The sequence below is a fragment of the Pseudoalteromonas sp. MBR-15 genome, from assembly GCF_053628915.1.
This window is the reverse complement of the sequence record NZ_JBRJHH010000001.1, coordinates 190,571-212,712: the sequence shown is the minus strand read 5'-3', so window position 1 is coordinate 212,712 and position 22,142 is coordinate 190,571. Positions and strand designations below refer to the sequence as shown.

Annotated in this window: 14 protein-coding genes; 3 read left to right on the top strand and 11 right to left on the bottom strand. The window is 39.9% G+C overall.

What is annotated here, in order from left to right:
- Positions 1-5 precede the first annotated feature (5 nt).
- The 4 genes from ACSSVW_RS00830 to ACSSVW_RS00815 all read right to left on the bottom strand — a co-directional run bounded on the left by ACSSVW_RS00830 (position 6) and on the right by ACSSVW_RS00815 (position 6,476).
- Positions 6-1,517: a Fic family protein gene (locus tag ACSSVW_RS00830; protein ID WP_454178634.1), complete on the bottom strand. Its 1,512-nt coding sequence runs from the start codon at positions 1,515-1,517 to the stop codon at positions 6-8.
- A 402-nt stretch (positions 1,518-1,919) separates the two neighbouring features.
- On the bottom strand, positions 1,920-4,175 hold the full coding sequence (locus ACSSVW_RS00825; protein WP_036972165.1) for an acyl-CoA dehydrogenase: 2,256 nt from the start codon (positions 4,173-4,175) through the stop codon (positions 1,920-1,922).
- Positions 4,176-4,417: 242 nt separating this feature from the next.
- Complete coding sequence (locus ACSSVW_RS00820) at positions 4,418-5,959, bottom strand: phospholipase D family protein (RefSeq protein ID WP_180311678.1); 1,542 nt, start codon at positions 5,957-5,959, stop codon at positions 4,418-4,420.
- 322 nt (positions 5,960-6,281) lie between these two features.
- Positions 6,282-6,476: a (2Fe-2S)-binding protein gene (locus tag ACSSVW_RS00815; RefSeq protein ID WP_036972167.1), complete on the bottom strand. Its 195-nt coding sequence runs from the start codon at positions 6,474-6,476 to the stop codon at positions 6,282-6,284.
- A 459-nt stretch (positions 6,477-6,935) separates the two neighbouring features.
- Here ACSSVW_RS00815 and ACSSVW_RS00810 point away from each other — a divergent pair, with 459 nt between their 5' ends.
- Positions 6,936-9,212, top strand: a complete 2,277-nt coding sequence (locus ACSSVW_RS00810; protein ID WP_454178633.1) for a CHRD domain-containing protein — start codon at positions 6,936-6,938, stop codon at positions 9,210-9,212.
- Positions 9,213-9,822: 610 nt separating this feature from the next.
- Here the strand turns inward: ACSSVW_RS00810 and ACSSVW_RS00805 are convergent.
- The 5 genes from ACSSVW_RS00805 to ACSSVW_RS00785 form a co-directional block, all read right to left on the bottom strand.
- Complete coding sequence (locus ACSSVW_RS00805; protein ID WP_421420248.1) at positions 9,823-10,152, bottom strand: hypothetical protein; 330 nt, start codon at positions 10,150-10,152, stop codon at positions 9,823-9,825.
- A 13-nt stretch (positions 10,153-10,165) separates the two neighbouring features.
- Entirely contained in the window at positions 10,166-10,582 is a 417-nt protein-coding gene (locus ACSSVW_RS00800) for a DUF6973 domain-containing protein (protein WP_454178632.1), read from the bottom strand.
- A gap of 236 nt (positions 10,583-10,818) precedes the next feature.
- Complete coding sequence (locus ACSSVW_RS00795; protein WP_182396488.1) at positions 10,819-11,355, bottom strand: DUF6436 domain-containing protein; 537 nt, start codon at positions 11,353-11,355, stop codon at positions 10,819-10,821.
- A complete protein-coding gene (locus tag ACSSVW_RS00790; RefSeq protein ID WP_454178631.1) occupies positions 11,339-12,805 on the bottom strand; it encodes a methyl-accepting chemotaxis protein in 1,467 nt (488 codons plus the stop codon). Before ACSSVW_RS00790 ends, ACSSVW_RS00795 begins: the two co-directional genes overlap by 17 nt.
- A gap of 77 nt (positions 12,806-12,882) precedes the next feature.
- The gene (locus ACSSVW_RS00785; RefSeq protein ID WP_454178630.1) at positions 12,883-13,437 is read right to left on the bottom strand and encodes a hydrolase; all 555 of its coding nucleotides are present in this window, start codon (positions 13,435-13,437) and stop codon (positions 12,883-12,885) included.
- Between the two features lie 170 nt (positions 13,438-13,607).
- On the opposite strand from ACSSVW_RS00785, the gene ACSSVW_RS00780 reads away from it, so the two are divergent.
- Entirely contained in the window at positions 13,608-18,143 is a 4,536-nt protein-coding gene (locus ACSSVW_RS00780) for an EAL domain-containing protein (RefSeq protein WP_454178629.1), read from the top strand.
- A gap of 376 nt (positions 18,144-18,519) precedes the next feature.
- Here ACSSVW_RS00780 and ACSSVW_RS00775 read toward each other — a convergent pair whose 3' ends face one another.
- Positions 18,520-19,431 (bottom strand): cation diffusion facilitator family transporter, encoded by a 912-nt coding sequence (locus ACSSVW_RS00775; protein ID WP_036972213.1) that lies wholly within the window; start codon positions 19,429-19,431, stop codon positions 18,520-18,522.
- 212 nt (positions 19,432-19,643) lie between these two features.
- Here ACSSVW_RS00775 and ACSSVW_RS00770 point away from each other — a divergent pair, with 212 nt between their 5' ends.
- A complete protein-coding gene (locus tag ACSSVW_RS00770; protein ID WP_454178628.1) occupies positions 19,644-21,089 on the top strand; it encodes a diguanylate cyclase domain-containing protein in 1,446 nt (481 codons plus the stop codon).
- Between the two features lie 45 nt (positions 21,090-21,134).
- On the opposite strand, the gene ACSSVW_RS00765 is transcribed toward ACSSVW_RS00770, so the two are convergent.
- Positions 21,135-22,094, bottom strand: a complete 960-nt coding sequence (locus tag ACSSVW_RS00765) for an AraC family transcriptional regulator (protein ID WP_143474465.1) — start codon at positions 22,092-22,094, stop codon at positions 21,135-21,137.
- Positions 22,095-22,142: the final 48 nt, after the last annotated feature.

Here is a 22,142-nt window from a genome sequence, read left to right as displayed (position 1 = left end):
GAGATTTATAGTAACGAGGCTAAAAATTTTGTAAATGGTACAATATCTTCACCAACGCTAGCAGCTTCTAATACTTGCATATACTCGTCTCGTCGCTCCATAGGTACAACAGTCCATGGGTAACCGCCAGAGGCCATCATTAAATTCATAATGAACCTGCCCATTCTGCCGTTACCATCAAAGTAAGGGTGGATGTAAACGAAAATGAAGTGACCCAGTACCACTCTGACAGCTGCATTACCCTCCTCTGCGAGTAAATCGAAGAATGTCGGCATCATATCGCGTACCGCATCTCTGCTTGGTGGAGTATGCATAGACTGGCGAATATAAACAGGCCCTGATCGGTAACCAGCTAAGTCCGATTGTTTAATAATACCAGCCGCAACACTTGGGCCAAATAAGGCAAGGTAACAATCACTGTGCGTCTGCTCCAATACGTCACCAGAGTTCTTACCTTCTAATACTGCTAAAACGGCTTTTTTAACTTCTTGGAACGCATCCCAGTAACCTTTAGCAGCCATGGTATCTAGGTGCTTTTTACTCTCGTCTGAACCATCAATTTGCCAGTTACCTGAACGAACAAGTTCAATTAGTTCACGAGTCACTCGATAGCCTTCAATAGACAGTGAGTGGTAGGCGTCGGTAACGTACTTGTCTTCTACTTCTGCCATGTAGGTTTCGATGTCGATGGTTTGGTGTGGTTGTTCAGGGAAGTGCGCAATAACACTTTCACGCATTTGCGCCCACATTAACCGCATGCGATTAACATAGGGCGATACATCACGACGACCAAAACTCACCTGTAAATTCTCGGCGAATGGGTCTTCTTCTTGCACTTTCAAATCGGCTGCCTGCATACCTTTTAAGATATTGTCAGCAATTAGGTCGCGGCCAATATTTCTAAAAGCCCCCACTAATCTGCCTGCAATCACGCTGTGATTACCGGCAAGTAAAACAGACAATACGTCTGATGCATCTGTCACCATTGATAAGGCTGTACGCATTAAGATGGGCGCATTTTTAAATTGGTTAGCCGAGCAATAAACCAGTGCTGAAGCCAAGCTGTATACATTTAGTCCTGCTACGTTTTTAATATACTCAACATCAGGTAAATTTAACCTAACATCGAAAATAGAGGTATTGTGTAAAAAAGCGGTGGGTTTATTGTTGCCTTTGGGGGAGCGAACAAGCAATTGCTGAGGCACGGTTCTATCGCCGATATGCAGACTAAGTGATTGCTCAGGTGAAAGACACCATGATTTGGAGAACCGCTGTGACAAATATGCACCGCAAAAATCCCAGAAAGAAGTATACCAAGATGTACTGTCGCCCGGCTTTTCATCTGGCATAGCCTGTATGTACCAGCCTCGAATAACTTCACGAATAAACCCATGCTTCAAGAGCCGCTCTCGATGCACTCGACTAAGTTGCTTTGACTGAATGGCTACAACTCCTGACTCCTGAAGCTGTTGTAATTGCTCAAGCGAAGCTGCCAGTTTGTGTGATATGTCATTCATGTTCGCTCCAACCATTACTTACGATACTTACCCGTTATTAACTTCACCGCTAGGTTTTAGAGTTATATCATTTATAGGTTTTAATGTCATATCATTTATAGGTTTTAATGTTTCTAGGTAAAGCTAGTAATGAAGATAAACACAACACATCACGGGTTGAGGTCTTTTTCCACAATCGTACTTACTTAAGAGTGATGCAACTGAAAATATTCATCGAATTCAAAGTATATCTGCTTGGGGTTCATAATGCAGGTCTGTTGTACATTTTGTACCATGGCTATGTTGAGTTATTCCATTCGCTTAATTAAGCGGTCTATTTTTAGGCAATAAAAAACCCGTGTTAAACACGGGTTTTTAAAGATAAAGTCCTAAAACTGCTGAGGACTTGCATTGTTGAATGACTTACTCGTTTACCACACTTTTAAGTGGGTTAACTGGCTTTGCATTATCGTCTAGCAAGTTCATATCAAAATCGAACTCGTCAACGCGAATAGCTTTTTCGCGTTTCTTGTTGTAATCGATTAATTGCGCATATTCTTGCTCATTAATCACGTTAGCAACAAGTGCGTTATCAAGTGTTTCTGCAAAACGAACGCCCGGTTTAATTGTTTTAGCACGCAATGCTTTCTTCACTTTTGCAAGTAGTTCAAGACACGCCATTTTCGCTTTGTAAGCCTGCTCGTTAATGTAATGACCATCACCTTCAATTGGCGTTACTAAGTGCGTGATTTGTGCCTTAAACGCAGTATCCATTTGTGCTTGTGTTGCTAGCTCACGAATTAGATCATCGCTAATTTTCGGCATTTTCATCGAGTAATTCATGGTGATGAAACGCATGAACTTACGCGTACCACTTGCAGGGAAGTTATCTAAGAACTTGTGCAGTGCTTCTTCAGCACTTTGCAGTGCAAAGCGTGTTGCATAGTGGAAATACGGCGCAGCTTGCTCGCGTTCACTGCTTGCTACTTTTTGCTCGTAGTACTTAATTGATGCCATGGCAGCGTATAAGAAGCTCATTACATCACCTAAGCGTGCAGATAGCATTTCTGCTTGTTTAAGCTTGCCACCTAACACAAGTAACGAGAAATCAGCATAAACAGCTAACTTAGCCGACAGCTTTTGTGCCGCTTTTTCGTAATCGCGAACTTCTGGTAACGACGACTTAGCACCTGCTGTAAATGGTAATACACCTAAGCGGAATGCACGTAAGCTGTTCGCGACACTGTAGCCCACTGTTTTACGTAAAATACGGTTAAATTCTTTATCTGCGTTTTTGTCTTCACTATGAATAGACTCAACCATAGATTGCAGATATGGGTGACAACGCATTACACCTTGTCCAAAAATCATTAGGTTACGAGTAAGAATGTTCGCACCTTCAACCGTAATAGCAATCGGTTGAGCAACATAGCCACTGGCTAAAGTATTTTGCGGACCATTTTGAATCGCTTTACCAGCTTGAATATCCATTGCTGAATCGAGCACATCACGGCCAATTTCAGTCATGTGGTACTTTGCAATTGCAGTCACAACCGATGGTTTTAAGCCCATGCCTAAACCTTCTGTTGTTAGTACGCGCATAGCTTCTTGTAGGTATGTTTTACCTGCAATATCAGCTAGTTTCTCTTGGATACCTTCAAATTGACCAATCGCTAAACCAAACTGTTCACGAACAGCAGCGTATTCAGAAGCCCCTTTAAATGCCACTTGTGACGAGCTAACACCTAGCGCTGGAAGCGAAATACCACGGCCAGCACCTAAACAGCTCACCAGCATCTGCCAACCACGACCAATATTCTTTTGACCACCAATGATGAAATCCATTGGCACGAATACTTTTTCGCCACGAGTAGTCCCGTTATAAAAACGGATGCCCATTGGGTCATGACGATTACCAAGTTCAACACCTGGGTGATCTTTAGGAATAAGCGCACAGGTAATACCTAGGTTTTCTTTGCCACCTAGTAAACCATCAGGGTCAACAACTTTAAACGCTAAGCCTAATACAGTCGCAATGGGTGCAAGCGTAATGTAACGTTTGTCCCATGTGATCTCTAAGCCTAAAACTTCTTCACCATTAAATTGACCACGTTTAACAACACCAATATCTGGAATGCCACCGGCATCAGAACCCGCTTCAGGGCTCGTTAACGCAAAGCATGGAATGTCACGACCATTCGCAAGGCGAGGTAAGTAATGATCTTGTTGCTCTTTAGTACCAAAGTGCAGTAATAGCTCACCTGGGCCTAATGAATTAGGCACCATAACCGTTACCGCGACCGCAGAACTCTTCGTTGCAATCGTGCCAACAATTGTTGAGTTTGCATAAGGGCTGAACTCTAAACCACCGAATGACTTAGGAATAATAAGCGAGAAAAAACGCTCTTTTTTCAAGAAATCAAGAATGTAATCAGGAAGATGAACGCCATTTTGGATTTCAGAATCATCAATCATCGATAATAATTCTTTAACAGGGCCATCTAAAAACGCTTGCTCTTCGGCGCTCAGCTTTGCAGCGGGTACATCACGAAGTGCATCGAAGTCAGGTTTACCTTGGTAGATTGAACCTTCTAACCAAACATCACCTGCATCTAACGCTTCTTGTTCTGTAATTGAAATACTAGGTAATACTTTTTTTAATTTTGTACGTAAGCTCATAATAAACTCATCCGACCAGACAGTAATACCTACATTACGTCATAAATTGCACAATAGATCAATTGGTCCAACCAGTTTTTTTAACATTTTTTTATATTTATTTTTTCCTTGCACGCTAAGCACTTGAATATATTGAACTTACACGTGTACGCTCAATTTCGATTTTTTATATCAAAATAATCAAACCTAAAGGATTAAAATAAAAAGCCCAACTAAAAAGTTGGGCTTAAGAATAAATAACGTTAAAGCTCGTCTTCGATAGGAAATAAAGAGATAAACCATACTTGAAAACGCCGCCAAGACGAGGTTTGTGGCTCTTCATCAAATTGCTGATTACTTATGGTATCAAGCCAAATTAGTTCGTCATCATCTGGGCTTTTTAACTCAACTTTCCACGCATACTCAGGCATCTTTTTATCAACCCAGTGGGCTAAAAAACCGCTCAACTTTTCACTGTCTATTAGTACGCCCATTTCGGTATTTAAATCAAGTGATCGCGGGTCAAGATTCATGGTACCAACGAATATTTTTTCATCATCAAATGTCATCGTTTTTGCGTGCAGACTTGCCTGTGATGATCCGGTAACCTTTCTGCCTGCTTTTCGTTTAATTGCCACTAGGTCACTTGGTTTTAGCTCCCACAATTTAACACCGCCACGCACTAAATCAGCACGGTATTTTTTATAGCCCGCATGCACAGCAGACACATCCGTAGCAGCCAGCGAATTAGTCAGCACAGTAACATCAACGCCCTTTTTAACCCAGCTGGTTAATAACTGCGTACCTTGCTCGCGAGGAATAAAATACGGCGATACAATAATAGCCTTGCGCTTTGGCTCTCCCATCTTTTTAAACAATGAAGGCGACATATTTGCCGACTTTTCATCGACATCATTCATTACTTTATCTGGGTGATCGTAAAATAAGGTCGACTCCTGCCAGTCAAACTCTATTTCATCGTTAAGCAAACGATTTACAAAGGCACTTTCACGTAATTGTTCAACATAATTGCTTTGCTGATTGTCTGCTACATAATTTTCTAGTGTCTTGGTTATCTCGATAAGTGATTGTTCATCACGCTCACCATGTAAATCTTGAACAGGGTATGAAAGTGTGTGATTCCAATATAAATCAAATGCATCTGAGGCTTCTGGCACAATATCACCCACGCTCATGACATCTAAATCGATAAATTCAGAATGATCTTCTGCTGAAAAGTAAGCATTACCAATATTACGCCCCCCCGTAATAAAAATACGGTTATCGACGATAAAGCTCTTGTTATGCATGCGTCTAGAAAGTTGGCTGTAGTTAGTTATAAATCCCAGAGCCCTAAACCGTCGATTTGGGAACGGGTTAAACAGCCTAACCTCAACATTTGGATGAACAGCCAGTGCTGCTAAATCAAGCTCACTGTCGGCTTGCGATAAGTCATCAAGCAGTAAGCGAACCCTCACTCCTCTTTCTGCCGCTTTCAGCAAAAACGCGGTAAATAAAATGGTGGTTTGTTGTCTATGGTATAAATAATACTGCACATCAATGGTGTGCTCTGCAGAATCAATCAGTGCAAGCCTTGCGACGAAGGCATCGACACCATCTACCAAAGGATAAAACCCTGACAAACCAGGATGATTACTACCCACAGCCTCTCCTATTGTACTCGGTGTATCAGCAGAAATAGCGTAACTTGGTTGAATAGATTCCCTTGAAGGCAGCTGCGCACAGCCCGTTATAGTAAAGATAAGTACTGCACAAAAAGTTGCTTTAAAAGAGTTTATTATCATGGTTCCCTACCAATGATGACCAGGTGATACCAGTTCGCTACATTACATGATGTGTTTTGAGACAAAAAAGCCTTGTTTGTAACAAAGCACACGTTTCGTTATTTAGTCAGATTGTGCAATTACATATGCCCGTACAGCTACAAGCAGAAACTTTTAACGCTGCACGCATCAGGTTTACCCGCCAAACCGAGCAAATAACACGTACGATACACACATAACACTTAGATATAACGTAATAAATGAAAGGCTTAAAAGCAAATAAAAACTGGAATCAAGGGGTAAGGGGCAAAGAAAAGAAGTAATTAAATGAAGAGCAAGTACATTAAGCGACTTGCTCTGTAATGTCAGCGATTTCGATAAGTTTACGATTAAGGATTTTTTTACAGCAACCACAGCACTTGCCGCACTGGCTACCTACCTGCAACTCTTTTGATAGCTCACGCATTGTCATTGCGCCGTTATCAATCGTTTGTTCGATTTTTTTATCCGTTACACCATGGCATAAACAAATATACATGAATGCAAACCACTCTCAATTACATTTAATAAACGCATATTAATATAAACGGTAATAGTTCGCAATAGTATTATGAGCAATATTTGCTGTAATTTTAGCCATAGCCACATTGAAATAAATGCAGCTGCCATTTTCCCTTTATGTTTTACTAGGTTAGCTGCAACTTTGAACAGTGAAAATTTTTATCTTTTTTGTTCGTTGTGGCGATGATTATTTATGTACCGCTCATCAGCCAATGCCTGCAATATGTTCATTAACGCAAACAATTTTATATCCGCCGAGATAAGCCAGCATGTCGTTCATAAAGTGAGTGTGTGACATTGATGAAAATTAAGTAAAAAGCATTATTATTTTTACTTTATTGTACTATTTTGATCCTTCTATATTTACTCGCCGTATTCCTAATTGAAATGGACACGTCGTAACGTCCGAACATAAAAAAATATATAAGGAACAACGATGAGATATTTACTCTTATTAAGCAGTATATTGTTCATCAGCGCATGCAGCGATGATGACGACGACAACAACGTAGAAATTATCACTCCCCCTCCTGTTCAGGAATTTAGCCCCAGTAAAACGTATTCCGTGACGCTGAGCGGTAAACAAGAAGTTCCTATGAATACCTCTATGCAGACAGCAACAGCAACCGTAGAGCTAGATGAAAGCTTAATGCAGTTCCGCGCAACTCTTGATGCGAGTGCAGTCGAAGGGTTTAGCGCTGCTCATATTCATGACGGTGATTTAGGTGCTAATGGCGACGTTGCATTCACTTTTGAATCCACAAGTGAGGGCATGTACGAGGTTGCTATTACTGATCTTGACGAAGCTTTAATAGCCGATTTAATGGATGGTGATTGGTATATCAATGTTCACACCGAAGAATTTGCAAATGGCGAGTTACGCGCCCAAATCGTTCCTGATACAACAAGTATCATTACTTTCGCCTTAAACGGCAGCCAACAAGTACCTATGAATGACACTGATGCCATGGGATACGGATACGCCTCGTACGACAGTGCGAGCACAGAGTTACGCTTGCGAGCAGTCACCATGGGTGTAGACGACGCCACAGCAGCTCATATTCACACTGGTAAGTTAGGCTCTAATGGTGATGTGTTTGTCACATTAGAACAAGACGATGAAGTGATGACTGATTGGGTTGTACCTGAAGGTACAACTATCGACAGTGACACGTTAGCAGTCCTGCTTGATGGTGGGCATTATGTCAATGTACACACACCTGAATTTGCAGGCGGTGAAATTCGAGGTCAAATACTAACAGATAACTACGCTGTTGCTACCTTTGATTTAAGTGGCTCTCAAGAAGTCCCTATGGTGACCACCACAGCAGAAGGTGATGGCTATGCCCTCGTCGACACCACTGACTACAGTGTGGAACTCACAGTGGTAACTTCTGGTTTAGATGACGCAAGCGCAGCGCACATTCACACCGGTCGAATTGGTGAAAATGGCGATGTGTTAGTCGCGTTAGAACAATCAATGGATGATCCAAATGTATGGATGACACCCAGCAACACCATGATCAACGCTGATATTTTCACCGTACTAGCATCAGGCGGCCATTATGTGAATGTTCACACACCGACAAACACAGGTGGCGAATTGCGTGGTCAAATTCTTACTAGTAACTATGCATTTACCAGCTTTAAATTAAATGGTGCTCAAGAAGTACCAGCGGTTGACAGCGATGCCAGCGGCGAAGCGTATGCACTCGTCAACATGAATGATTATAATCTAGAGCTGCGTGTTAACACGACCGGTGTTGATGACGCGACTGGTGCTCACATTCACACAGGCCGAATTGGAACAAACGGCGAAGTACTTGTTGCACTTGAACAATCACCAACCGATTCAAGTAAATGGATGACACCTGAAAACACCCAGATTAACGCAGATATATTCGCAGTGCTTGCGTCTGGTGGTCACTATGTCAATGTTCATACACCAGCAAATGCAAGTGGCGAAATTAGAGGACAAATCCTAACCGATAATTACCAACTTGTGACCTTTCCTTTAAGCGGTATGCAAGAAGTGCCAGCTGTTGATACTACAGCATCGGGCAGCGGTTATGCTCTTGTCAATATGGATAACTATCACCTTGAATTAAGAGCAATCACCCAAGGCGTGAGCGATGCCACAGCAGCCCATATTCATACAGGCCGTATTGGCATGAATGGTGAGGTGCTTGCAGCACTGGCGCAATCTGCAGATAACGTTAACCTGTGGGAAACACCTGAAAACACCATGATTAATGCAGATATATTCGCAATTCTCGCGTCGGGCGGCCATTACGTTAATATTCATACCCCAGCACACCCAAGCGGTGAACTACGTGGTCAAATTTTAACGGATAACTATGTATTTGTTACCTTCCCATTAAGTGGAGCCCAAGAAGTCCCAGCGGTCACGACTGACGCATTTGGTGATGGCTATGCATTAATAAACACCACTGATTACAGCGTTGAACTGCAAGTTTTAACCTCCGGTGTGAGCGATGCCTCAGCCGCGCATATCCATACAGGGGTTGCAGGTGAAAATGGCCCTGTTCTTGTTGCCCTAGAGCAAGATGAAAACGATATGAACCGTTGGATGACCAGCACTGGCACGATGATAAATGCTGATATTTTCTCAGTACTCGCCATGGGTGGACACTATGTAAATGTGCATACTCCCGCAAACCCAAGCGGTGAGTTAAGAGGTCAAATTCAATAAGGCTTTACCTTTACATTCCTTACTATTAAGGCCAAGCATAGCTTGGCCTTTCTTTTAGAAAGTGGTAAGGAATTTAGAGAAAGGATTCTAATCAGAGAAGAGTCACTACCGCTAAGTGCAGAATCTTGTGGAACTCCTCCAGATTTAATGCTTTGCCACTCAGCATAGGCCAGAGGTGCAAGATGGTTAAGGTGGGTTCAATCGAGCCCAAATTTTATTAAATACTAAAATTTTAATTCTGTACTAGATCTAAACATAAAAAGACCCCAGTAATTGGCTTGTATAATTATTGAGGGTCACTTCACTCGCGGGGCTTTGGATTAAATTACAACAGTAATCTCACTTGATTTACCTAGTGTTTTTTGCTTTCTAAGTCATGTCCGCATGAGTAACAATTTTTGCTTGGCAGCCTATGGCTAAAGAATGACCTCATTACCTGACTTCTCTTACAATTAGGGCATACATAGTTGAAAGTGCGAACAATTAATAATAATGCAAATAAAAAGCTCATTGAATAAAATAGATTTTGATAAAAAAGTCCACCAATTAGAATGAAGTTAAAACCTAGTGCGAGGCTTTGGATTCAATTAGAAAAATCTTCAATATAATATTAAAGAACTTTGATAGTAATTTCGTTTTTCAGGTTAGTGCTATCAATCAAAATGTAATACTCAGCTCCGGCAGTTAAGTACATTTCATCAACTCTTTGGTCATTCCTGCTAATAATTAAATTCCCTTCACATTGGAAAGCAGAGCTGAATACCTGTTTAAGTATTTCATAGTTTTCACCACAAAATTCAACTGTCCAGTTATCGGCTTTCTCCGGCGGAATTAAAGAAATAACATGTAGTTTATCTTCTTTGAAAAAGCTTGAACTACCTAGAAAAAAACCAAGCAAAATAAGAAACAACATCAAAGATGTCTTAATAACTATTTTCATAAATTTACCTATACTATTTTTCGTCAAGCTCTTTTAGCTTTTGGCTTTCTATTCTTCCCGACACTCGAACAACCCCTGTAACTTTTCCGCCAGAATATTGTTCATAATTGTTGTCCCCCTCATTTGCAGTTGTTATCAAGTTACCTTGATTAACCTGCCGTCCTTCCATGGAAGCATTTATTCCTTCAGCATTATTGTTCAAATCCATCCAAAACTCTTCCATAGGCTGATCGTTTTTTAGATAGCCTTTTATTTCATGGGCTATACCGATTCCCCTGACAGCAAAACTAGGAAGCTTTGTTTCTTCCATCATTCTATAATGCCAAGTTGAGTGCCTAATGGCATCACCTAAATCATTATGGCCTCTCTTATTTGCCAAAACATCTTTCCCAATAATTTCTGCTTTTTTCACTTCAATATATGTTTGCATCGCTAGATCCCTTAATAAAGGTTCAAGAGGGCTTTCTCCATTTGGATCAATGTATCAATAAGGATTATTGTTTGCATATGTATAACGATTGAAACCGTGAATATTACCTTGACTTAGGAACGCAGTCGCATCCACGGGATCATTCGAATAAAAACGCCCATAACTGAGCATAGTATCGTGCCTGCATATAAATTAGCTCAATACTGTCTAAGCATTACTCACTATAGGACATTATCTCAACTAATCTGGCAATAACAGCCTTTGGCATCAGAGTTAATAAAACGACTATTAAATCCTGCGCGTAAGTTTGCAATTACTAGCTCCACAAAGCCGTTTTGGCTTGAGCATGCTAAACCTTTTGATAATGGGCCGGCGTAAACAAGCTGTTGCTCTTTTGATACTAGGATAGCTGCAGGTTGTGCTGGTAAGAGTCTGGCAAGGGCTGGGGTAGGCGTTAATTTAACAACATGAATGTCATTATTTAGAGCATATTCTGACAAGCTCTGAATATGAGGCTGCGAACGGGTTGAACATACACAGCTGTTCTCATCAACAATATAGAGTGTATCGGCATGGGTTAACTCGATACCCTTTGATTTTATACCCATCGTAGCGTGAAAAGATTGCAACCAATCAGTTTGAGCCATTTTGTTATCAGGATCAAAAACCTGTGCTTGTTGTTGATAAGCAAGGTACAAAGCGAATACCACCGCGAATACCCAGCCTATCGCTGCAATTACAATCCCTAACTTGGCATTATTTAAATTTGGCAATACCTTGCTCCAATACATCGATACTCACGTCAATTAACTGTACGCGCTCAGTTAATTTTTCAATCATTTCATTGTCATTGGCTTGGTTTTCAATCAATGTTTGAGAGTTTTCTGCAATTGCACGCGTGTTTGCCGCTTGGCTTTGTACTACATGAGCAACTGATTCTGAGCTCGTAGCAGCTAAGCTTACTTGCTCTGTCATAACACTAATCTGTTGTTTCATTTGCGAACTAATTGCGGTCAATTGTTCTATAAGTGCAACACTGCCTTGCATTGAATCCGTAGAAGAGGCACTGTTTTGCAACAGGCTTTCTAGAGTTTGAGTTATTTTATCTGTGGTATTTTTACTCCGTGTGGCAAGATTTCTGACTTCATCTGCAACAACGGCAAAGCCTCTTCCTTGTTCACCTGCCCGCGCAGCTTCAATTGCGGCATTAAGTGCCAGTAAATTTGTCTGCTCTGCTATTGATGAAATTTCATTTAATAAGTCAGATATATGGCTACAAGCACTGACTAATTGAGAAATATTTTTATCGGCTTGGTGCAAATTATTTGCGAGCTCAGCAGTTTTACTGTCGGTATTAGCAACTTCATTTAACGCTTCTTTTGCACTTAAATGTAAGTGTTTAAACTGTGTTTGCAGTTCTGTACTTTCATGTTCAACCTGTGAAAACCCCTCTGCTACTCGCTCGCCAGACTCAGCAATATCTAAAGAGAGTCGCTCACGCTTTGTTGCAAGCTCATGCAACTCATCATGTACTTTTACAAGTTGATTAGATTGATCTTTTAATACACTACTTTGGCTTTTAACATCGCCAACAACACGTGAAAGAAACCCTAAGAGTCTATTAAAACCTGCCACAGCTTCACTGTGCCTTTCATCCGCTCTTAAGCCGATGTTAATGCTATTTTCGTTCGCCATGATTTGTTCGGTTGTGTTACTTAACGATAAGCCAGCGCTGCGTTCTAGTTGTAACGTTTTGGCTATGTAACCCGCTACAATTGCTTCAACAATAGCGTAGGCTGCGTGGATAAGTACGGTGCTAAAAAACAGCCTGTCTGGGTCGAATACATAAACGCCCGCATCATTTATTTGCAAATAATAAAAGCTCAAATGATGAACAGCTACAAACGCTAAAGCGGTTATAAACACGCGCCACTCAACAAACATGATAAGAACAGCCATCAATATAAAAATTTCAAAATGAACTTCTATGAGACCAAAGCTTTGTTGAATATGTAAAAATGAAAACATCATACAACCCGCAGCCACTATGTGCGCTGTTAATGCGCTGTCGGGGTGTTTGTGTAACATCCATAAAGGCAGTGAAAGCAAGATAAGGCCAGTGAGCACACCAGATAGCAAAGTAGAAAACACAACCCCTAAAATTAATGACTCTAAAAATAATAGGATGAACAAATAGGTAAAAAGGCGACTAACACTGGTCATAACTAAAGCCTTAAAAATTAAACTAATTCACTAAATAAAACGCAGACTCCGTCTTACGAAGAAACCTGCAACATAGTTCACTTAATTAACTGTAAAACAGTTCTAAACTGCGTTGTTCCCGCTTTTTCTAACCACTGAAATAACACGCTTTCAGCACAGGTAATAATTGCACCCGCTGCACTCAATTGTTTAATGGCTAATGCTTTATGCTGTTTATTACGCGATGCTATTGCATCTTCAACAACAAACACCTGATAACCGGCCGCGATTAAATCAAGACTTGTTTGTAACACACAGACATGTGATTCAGTCCCAGTCACAACAATTTGCGGTCTTTGATACTCAGCGAGCATATGAATAAACCCAGGCTCTACACAGGCACTAAAATGCATTTTTTCATACATATTCGTGCTACGGATAAAGGACTTTAACTCAGGACTCGTTCTCCCTAGTTTGATTGGATTTTGTTCAGTAAATATAAATGGTATATCCAATAATGACGCTGTCTTTAATAACTTTGATGTATTTTCAACAACAACGGCAAAGTCAGTAATGACAGGAGCAAGCCCTGCTTGTTCATCAATAACTAATAGAATGGCCTGCTTTTTTTGGCAAATAAACGAATGGCGCATTTCATTCCTTAACGTACTTTAACTAAGGTATTTATAGCACATACACTCATTTTATGTTTCGCGTGTGACTATTTACTAAATTATCTTTTCAGGAGCCTCAATTACATCCATAATTGTGCTATATTTTGTTAAAAGTTTTGCGCAAATAATAATTTAGGGTTAATCAGTCAGTGCCTAAACATTTCCATTTTGTTTTCATTTATCTTTTTTTAGCGCTTATTCCTAACGCGTATGCACAAAACTATGCACTGCAAATGCAACGTATTTCAACAGATGAAGGACTCACACAAGGCAGTGTAACGAAAGTAATTCAAGATGATTTAGGCTTTATTTGGATTGGTACTTACCAAGGCTTAAACCGTTATGATGGCTACCAAATGGCGGCGTTTGCAGGAGAACACATTCTCGATCAGCGCCAGATAAATACGTTAGCCAAAACTCGCGACGGAAGAATATTTGTAAGTACCGAGTTTTCGGGCGCTTTTTTTATCGATCCTAAAACACTCAAGGTAGAAAAAATTTACGCTGGAAAGCTCGACCCAGAAGACGCGTTTTTCTCACCTATACTCGCTTTAACAGAAGACGATAGTTATTTTTATTTTGCTATTGCTCAGCACGTTTACTCTTACCACAAGCAATCAAAAAAGTTCTTACATGAGTTTTCTATAAACAAAGAAGAGCATATTGTACGAGCCCTCATCATACATGATAACTTTTTGTATATGGGTACATCTAATGGCTTGTTTTCTAAAAACTTAGCCGATGACCATATTTCAAATATTCCATTAACAGAAAAACAAAAAGTCACGGATGACAACAAAAACGTAAAATTATTGCGTGTAGATCCCCAACTAGGGTTACTTGTTGGCACTGTTGAGGGCATGTATGCCATCCCCTTTGATAACAAACGTTTGTTCGCATTTGGTAGCGTTAAGTTATTAATTCCTGAGCTAAATATTTGGGACTACTCGGCAAGCTCTTTTGGTGAGTATATAGTTACAGAAAAAGGGTTATATGAATTCAACCGTCAAACTTTGTCAGTTGAATATATTCTTCGCTTTGATCAAAGTAAATTCAACATGACCGACAACACCATCCCTGACATGATGGTTGATAAAACAGGGTTACTCTGGCTAGCATCTCGCTCACAAGGGGTATTCACATGGTCCACCCTAGCGAGACGGTTTAAGCATATAGAGTTAAAAAACGACACCAATAATTTTAACAATAATGTATGGTCTGTTGTACAAGATAAAGACCACACCATTTGGATCGGGACCGATAATGGTCTAATGAAATACAACCAACTAACCAAACGAGCTCAAGCATATTTAACAAGTGCCGACGAAAAAGCATTCCACGGTGAGTATGGTATTTTTGGCATTGCAGAAGCAGAAATCGAAGATACAAAACGTTATTTGTGGGTTATGAGATACATGGGGTTAGCCCTTTTCGATAAGCTCACAGGCAAACTGGTTCCCTTAAAAGGTGATGAAGAAACAGTACGTATTCTAACAACTTATACAAGTTGGGGGTTTCACGTGATTGGGCCCGATCAGTTCGCATTTATTACCGATAATGATTTTTATAGATACGATGGTAAAACGGGTGAACTACGCATTATAGAAGGCCTAAAAGAACAAGTTGAAATTATCAATGCAAATGGTTTTCTAAAGCCATTGCCAACCCACCCTAATGAGTACTTATTGAGTATGTCGGGCAAGCTTTATCGCTATAACGAAGAAACACAAAAGCTGACATTACTATATCAAGTCGAAAACTATAACCCATCGGCCTTCTTTGTTACCACTGATTGGATTATTGATTACAACAACACACTGTGGCTAGCTTCTTCAGATGAAGGACTGATAGGTATTGATGCCGAAAACTATGAAGTAAAATACCGCATAAATACGCAATCAGGTTTAAAAGCTAAATCAATTTTTGGCTTGCAAATTGATCGCTTTGGCTTTTTATGGATGAGCTCTCAAAATGGCTTATACCGTTTAGACTTAAGTTCGTTAGAACTCGACCGCTACTTTATTCGTGATGGCCTTGCCGTTAATGAATTTAATTACGATGCTGATGCAACATTACATAATGGCCAGTTGGCTTTTGGATCTACGCGTGGTGTACTGCTTGCGTCTCCTGAAGATTTCTTATCGTCACCTGTAGAGCCTGGTAATGTAAAAACAGAAATTACTAATGTGTCTTTGCTTTCTCGAGAATTAAATTATCATCCCTATAAATACGTTGATGATCCGCTACAACTGACCGCTGATGATATGGGATTAGAGGTCAATTTTTCTAACTTTGACACTATAAATAAAGACAAAACGGTGTACAAAGTTACGCTTGAAGGCCCTACATCACTTCATTACGACAGACTAACAACAAACAAAGTATTTTTCACAAAATTACCCCCGGGCGATTATACGTTATCTGTTTCTTCAGCGTCTGACCTTAATAATATTATTTCTGAAAGTAGGCAATTACGCTTTAAAGTTGCCTATGCAACGTGGTCATCCCCCCTTGCTTATACCTGTTATACGATGATAACTCTGGCCATTTTGTTTTTTATTTTCTGGCAATATCAAGCCCGTCAAAAAGCGATTCGTAAAGCGCACGATGAAGTATTAAAATCTCAACAACAAACTGAATTAGCTTTAAGCAGTAATAAAAGTGGCGTATGGGAGGCTAACTTAGCCGAGCGAACCCTTTTTAATAGTCGCTGTGCAGTGGAGCTTGGCTACAGTGAATTTAAAGACAGTCTGCCCATTGCAGATTTCATACAACTTATTCACCCTCTTGACCGCCGATTAGTTATCAGCCAATGGGAATCATTTTCTAAACAATTAAATAATGAACAATGGAATGTAACATACCGATTAAAGCACAAAAATGGAGAGTGGCTTTGGTACCAAGATGTTGGCCGAGTTGTTGAAACAGATGATGATAATAAGCCGTTAAAAATTTCAGGTATTTACACCAATATCACAGAGCAAAGAGCCAATGCTCAACAAGCAGCTGTGCTAGGTGAGGCCTTTAGTCAAATTAACGATTGGTTACTTATTTTAGATAGCCAACTTAAACCGTTTTCAGCAAATACGAGCTTTAGCGAAGCCTTTTCAACACCTAAAAATATTACCGAGTTAACAGTTAAAGACTTTATCGGTGCGATTGGCAAATCTCATTATCTCGAATACTTAAATGTACTAAAAACACTTAAACCTAAACAAAACTGGAAAACAGAAGCCTATATTCGCACACTAAAAAGCCCTGCTCATCCAGTCCACATCAGTGTCACTGCGGTGGCCAAAGACAGCCAAAGCATTAACTATTATGTTATTGTTATTTCAGATTTAACAGAGCAAAAACGAGCTGAAGATGAACTTCGCTACTTAGCAAATTACGATCCTTTAACAGGGCTTCCTAATCGCACATTAATGCACTCTAAAATTAATAGTTGTATCAATAGCTCTAAAAAACGTAACAAGTTAGCAGCACTGTTGTTTATTGACCTTGATAAGTTTAAACCGGTTAATGATTCATTTGGTCACGCTGTGGGTGACCAATTACTGTGTAATATTACTCAACGCGTAAGCTTAATTTTGCCTGAAAACGCTGTTATTGGCCGCCAAAGTGGTGACGAATTCTTAGTGTTGGTCAAAGATCTACATTCTCCTCAAAGTCTGAGTGAACTGGTTAAAAAGCTAACCGAAGAGCTCGCGAGCAAAGTAATTATCGATGACTTTTCTATTAATATTTCAGCCAGTATCGGGGTTGCACTCTACCCATTTGATGCCAAAACGGCAGACGACTTAATTCGTAATTCTGATATAGCAATGATGCATGCGAAACAATCTGGCAGAAATAACTTTAAGTACTTTACCGAGCAAATGAATAATCAGCTGACAAAAAAACTGTTGCTCGAAAATGCGTTAAAAGATGCCTTTAAAGATGATGAGTTATTTAACAATTATCAGCCTATCGTTAATGCGAAAACGAAGGAAATACATGGGGCTGAATTATTAATGAGATGGAGAAACGAACAAGGATTTGTTTCGCCTGCTGAATTTATTCCCATTGCAGAAGAAATTGGTTTAATAGATTTATTAACTGAACAAGCGCTCGATCGCGCTCTGACTGAGTTATTGCCACTACTTCGCGCAAACCCGCACTTTTACTTGTCGTTGAACTTATCGCCAATGCACATTTTAAAGTCTAACTTAACTGAGCGATTACTCATGATTCTGAGCAATCATTTAATTAAACCTGTTCAGTTACGACTTGAAATAACAGAAAGCACGCTACTCGAAGATAAAGAAAAAGCATCAAAACAATTAAAAATGCTAAAAAATGCAGGGTTTAAACTTCTTTTAGATGATTTTGGTACGGGTTACTCATCACTGACTTACTTAAGCCAGTTCCCTATTGATGTGATTAAGATAGATCAGAGCTTCGTACGCAACATTGGCTTAGATAAAAGCAACGAATCAATCATTCGTACTATTCATGCACTCTCATCAAACCTTGGTTTATATTGTATTGCTGAAGGGGTGGAGACTCTCGACCAAATAAACTTTTTAAGAAATATGGGCTGTAATGACCTGCAAGGTTATTATTTTGCTAAACCCATGTTAGCCGATGAACTGATTGCACAGCAGACTATTCAAAGTATTGTCGAGCGCCTAAACAAACTGTAATACCCAATTTGCTTGATTAAGTGGGCTCTTTAGAGCTGAAAAAACCGCGTTGATAACAAGGCACATTTTCGTTATTTAGTGGCTCTCGGCAATTGCTCTTGCATTGCCCTGCATTGCCATGCATCCATGCAGTCGTAGATCAGAAATGTTAACGCAGCTAGCGACAGCTTAAATCCCTCAAAATGATTATGTATCATTGCGAATTCGTATTATACAGATAGGTCAGCCACCTTAATTAATACCATTCCGCTTAATTTAGTGATCTATTTTGAGGCAATAAAACCGCGTTGATAACAAGGCAAAAATTTAGTTATTTAGTTGTTCTAAATCAGAAATTTTTAACGCAGGTAGCGACTGGTTTAATCACTCAAAATGATTAAGTATTTTTGCGGAATGGTATATCATGGTGGCATTCATGGCTTTCAATTTGTAGCACGCTTTTTGCGACTTTAAAACGAGACAGTAATAGCTTTTCGACCTTTAAGCGGCAAGCTTCATCATGCTTTTCAACAGTGCAATGTTGCTTTAAAACCACGTGAGCCCCTACAACTAACTCTTTGTCTTGGCGAACCACGGTCACATTATGAACATTTTCAACATGTTCAACTGACGCAATACTTTGCTCTATTTCATTTACGTCTGGGAGCTTTCCGCTGTTTTCAAATAGACCTTTTAAACACCGACTAATAACTTTGACACCCGTGAATAATACAAACATGGCAATCAACATGCTCGAAATAATGTCGACCTCTGCCCACCCTGTTAAATAAATCAGAATACCCGCAAAGAACGTAGAAACGGTTGAAATTAAATCAAAAAATGAATGCAAAAATACTGCATACACATTAATACTGGCTTTTCGGCCTTTATACAGTACCCATGCTGCTGCACCATGAAACAGAAAGCCTATCGCCGATATAACAGACATTAGGTAACTATTGATGTGTAACTCATGGCCATCACTGTGATGAAAGTATCGCTCTCCACCTTCGTATAGAATCACCAAACTGATACTTAAATATAAAATACCATTGATCAACCCACCTGTTAGTTCAGCTCGTTGATAGCCATCATTAAAGTTTTTTGCAAAATAAATTGCCATGCTTGAAGCTATCAAAGCTATAAATAATGAACTGTTATGAACAAACAGATGCCCAGCATCAGCAAGAACAGCAAGCGAATTTGAATAATAGGCGCCAATGATCTGAATAACCATAAACGAGCAGGTTATGGCTAGCGCGATCAATAAACGGCGTCTTGATGCTTGGTGTGTTGTAATATCTGTCATGAAGAAGAGAGTAACCTATTCGCTGGATAAAAAGTAATGATATACAGTCTCAATTGTAATACGTGACGCCTTTAAACGCACTAAAAACTTAATTCATCCTACCTATTAAACTAATTTATGGCTTTCAGAGGACCTGAAAGGAAAATTTTATATCAATTATTTGTTAAAATATGTAAACTTATGCTGTTCGTTTATATAGGGTAAAGTGTACGATGAGTTCAAGTGAGCAAACATGGCAAACGTTATCGGCTCTGCCGCTTGCAATAATCATGTTTAATGAAGAGCAGAATCGCTTTTATTTTAATTCACTTGCGCAATCGTTATTCTCAGTTGAAGAATACGCTAATTTACACGATTTAAATGTCGATCACTTAAGCCTAAGCGATACACACTCAAGCCGTCTGTTATCCTACGATGATTTTTTACCTTGCGCACAAAAAAGCAAACCACTGAGTATTACGCTGGCAAACAGTAAAAACAATACGCTTAAGTTACTTGATTTCAAATTTGCTTCACTCAGTCAGTCTTTATTTATTACTATTTGTGAACCTCGGACATTTAAAAGCCACGATCAAAGGCAAGACTTTGATGAGCTAATTTCACAAATTTCCACAGAACTTATCGATATTCAAAACGAAAGTATGGATAAGCAAATAGGAAAAGCGCTAAAAACCATTGGCTTAAATTGCCAAGCTGATCGCACCTATATATTTGAGTTTAGTGATGATGGCTTATCAATGAGTAACACTTACGAGTGGGTAAATACGGACATTGTTCCTTTTAAGGAGCACTTGCAAAATATTCCACGCGACTCCCTGCCTTACTTTTTTCAGCAAATGCAAACTCGTCATGTATTTAATGCATCTAATACCGCTGAGCTGCCCGATGAAGCTGCGGCCGAAAAAGCCGAGTTTACCAATGAAGGCATTCAATCAGTATTATGTATTGGCTTAGTAAGTGAGCAAACACTGTTTGGCTTTATAGGCTGTGATTGCGTAAAACAAGCACGCCAGTGGTCGCAAACAGACTTATTGCGGATCAAATTAGTGGGCGACATGATCGCCAACGCGTTAAAAAGCTGGCAATACAAACATAAACTTGAGCACACTCAGCAATTGCTGATTGCTGCTAATAAAGAGCTGCATCAACAAGCTCACATTGATAGCTTAACAAACATCGCAAACCGCCGACAGCTCGACCTTGTACTCCAACAAGAGCTCAATCGTTGTGCTCGAAGCGATTTACCACTGAGTTTAATCCTTTGTGATATTGATGCGTTTAAGCTTTATAACGACTCACTTGGTCATCAACAAGGTGATTTAGCATTAAAAGACGTTGCAAGTATTTTAGCAAAACAGTGCCAACGTGAAGGTGATTTAGCCGCACGGTACGGGGGTGAAGAATTTGCCATCGTTTTATCTGCAACCAATAGCCAGCATGCCCTGACATTTTGCCAAAAACTGCAAAAAGCAATAAAGAAGGCCGCTATTGCACACCCAAGCTCGAACATAGATCCTTTGTTAACCATGAGTTTTGGCATTTATACATGCACACCCGATAAACAGACAACAGCAGATTCCGTGCTCGATATCACCGATAAAGCACTGTACAAAGCCAAGCAAAATGGCCGAAACCGAATAGAGGTTATTGATGAATAACCTTGCCCGCTTTTAGCAAAATGACGAGCGCTCTCTCACTTATTATTAAGCAAGGGCTATCATTTGCTCTCGGTACACTTTAGGCGACACACCATACCAACGGTTAAAAGCATGATGAAATGCACTTAGCTCAGAATAACCACATAAAAAAGCTATTTCAGTCAGTGATAAATCCGTTTCTGTCAGTAAAGACACACTTTTTTGCTTTCTGAGTAACGCCAATTCTTTGCTAAAATTAGTGCCTTCCTTAGCTAGCCGACGTTGTAATGTTTTTTCACTCATATTCAATGCTTTAGCGAGCACAGCACAACTAAACTGACCTTGAATTAAATGCTCTTCCAACAGAATACGCAAAATCTGAGTTACTGTACTTTGTGATGCTAACTTTATATTACTCGATAAAAGTACCTGGCTTTGTACTTGCTCGCTAAAAAACAAACTATGTGTTTTCGCAGCGTATTCAATCGGGCAATTAAAGTGTTCGTCAATTTCAGCGTTAGGCTCTTTACGCTGTAAACAAATACGCGTTGGACACCAGTCTTTACCCTTCACTGTACGGGCTATTTTTAAACAAAAAGCCATGGGGGCTTCGTAACTTAATAATGACATATCGCGCTCGCCGTCACTAAAGTTAAAGCGCAGCTCATACTCATCACCATGATCAATTAACGACACATTATGAGTATCTCCCATCAGTTTTTGATAACGCAATATAAGTCTAAACGCACTGAGTAACTGTGTTGATTGAATAATAGCCATTCCCACAACAGGGATAGCGCGTACGTTCATATTGCTACCGACATATACGCCTAAGTGTGTGTTTGGCAACATGGCTTGCGCTTGCTTCCAAAGCAAACTGACATGAGCTTGCGGATACCGAGCACTTTGACTGCTCAGATCAGTGAGTCGAATATTCGCGTTTTCAAATAACTCGTTAATCGGTAAGCCTTGCCATTTAAAAGACTCGGCCATAGCCCGTAACCACCAGCTTGAAAGAGTACGCACACACTGTCCTCAAAAAACAATTCAATGACCCATATTATCAAGTAATTT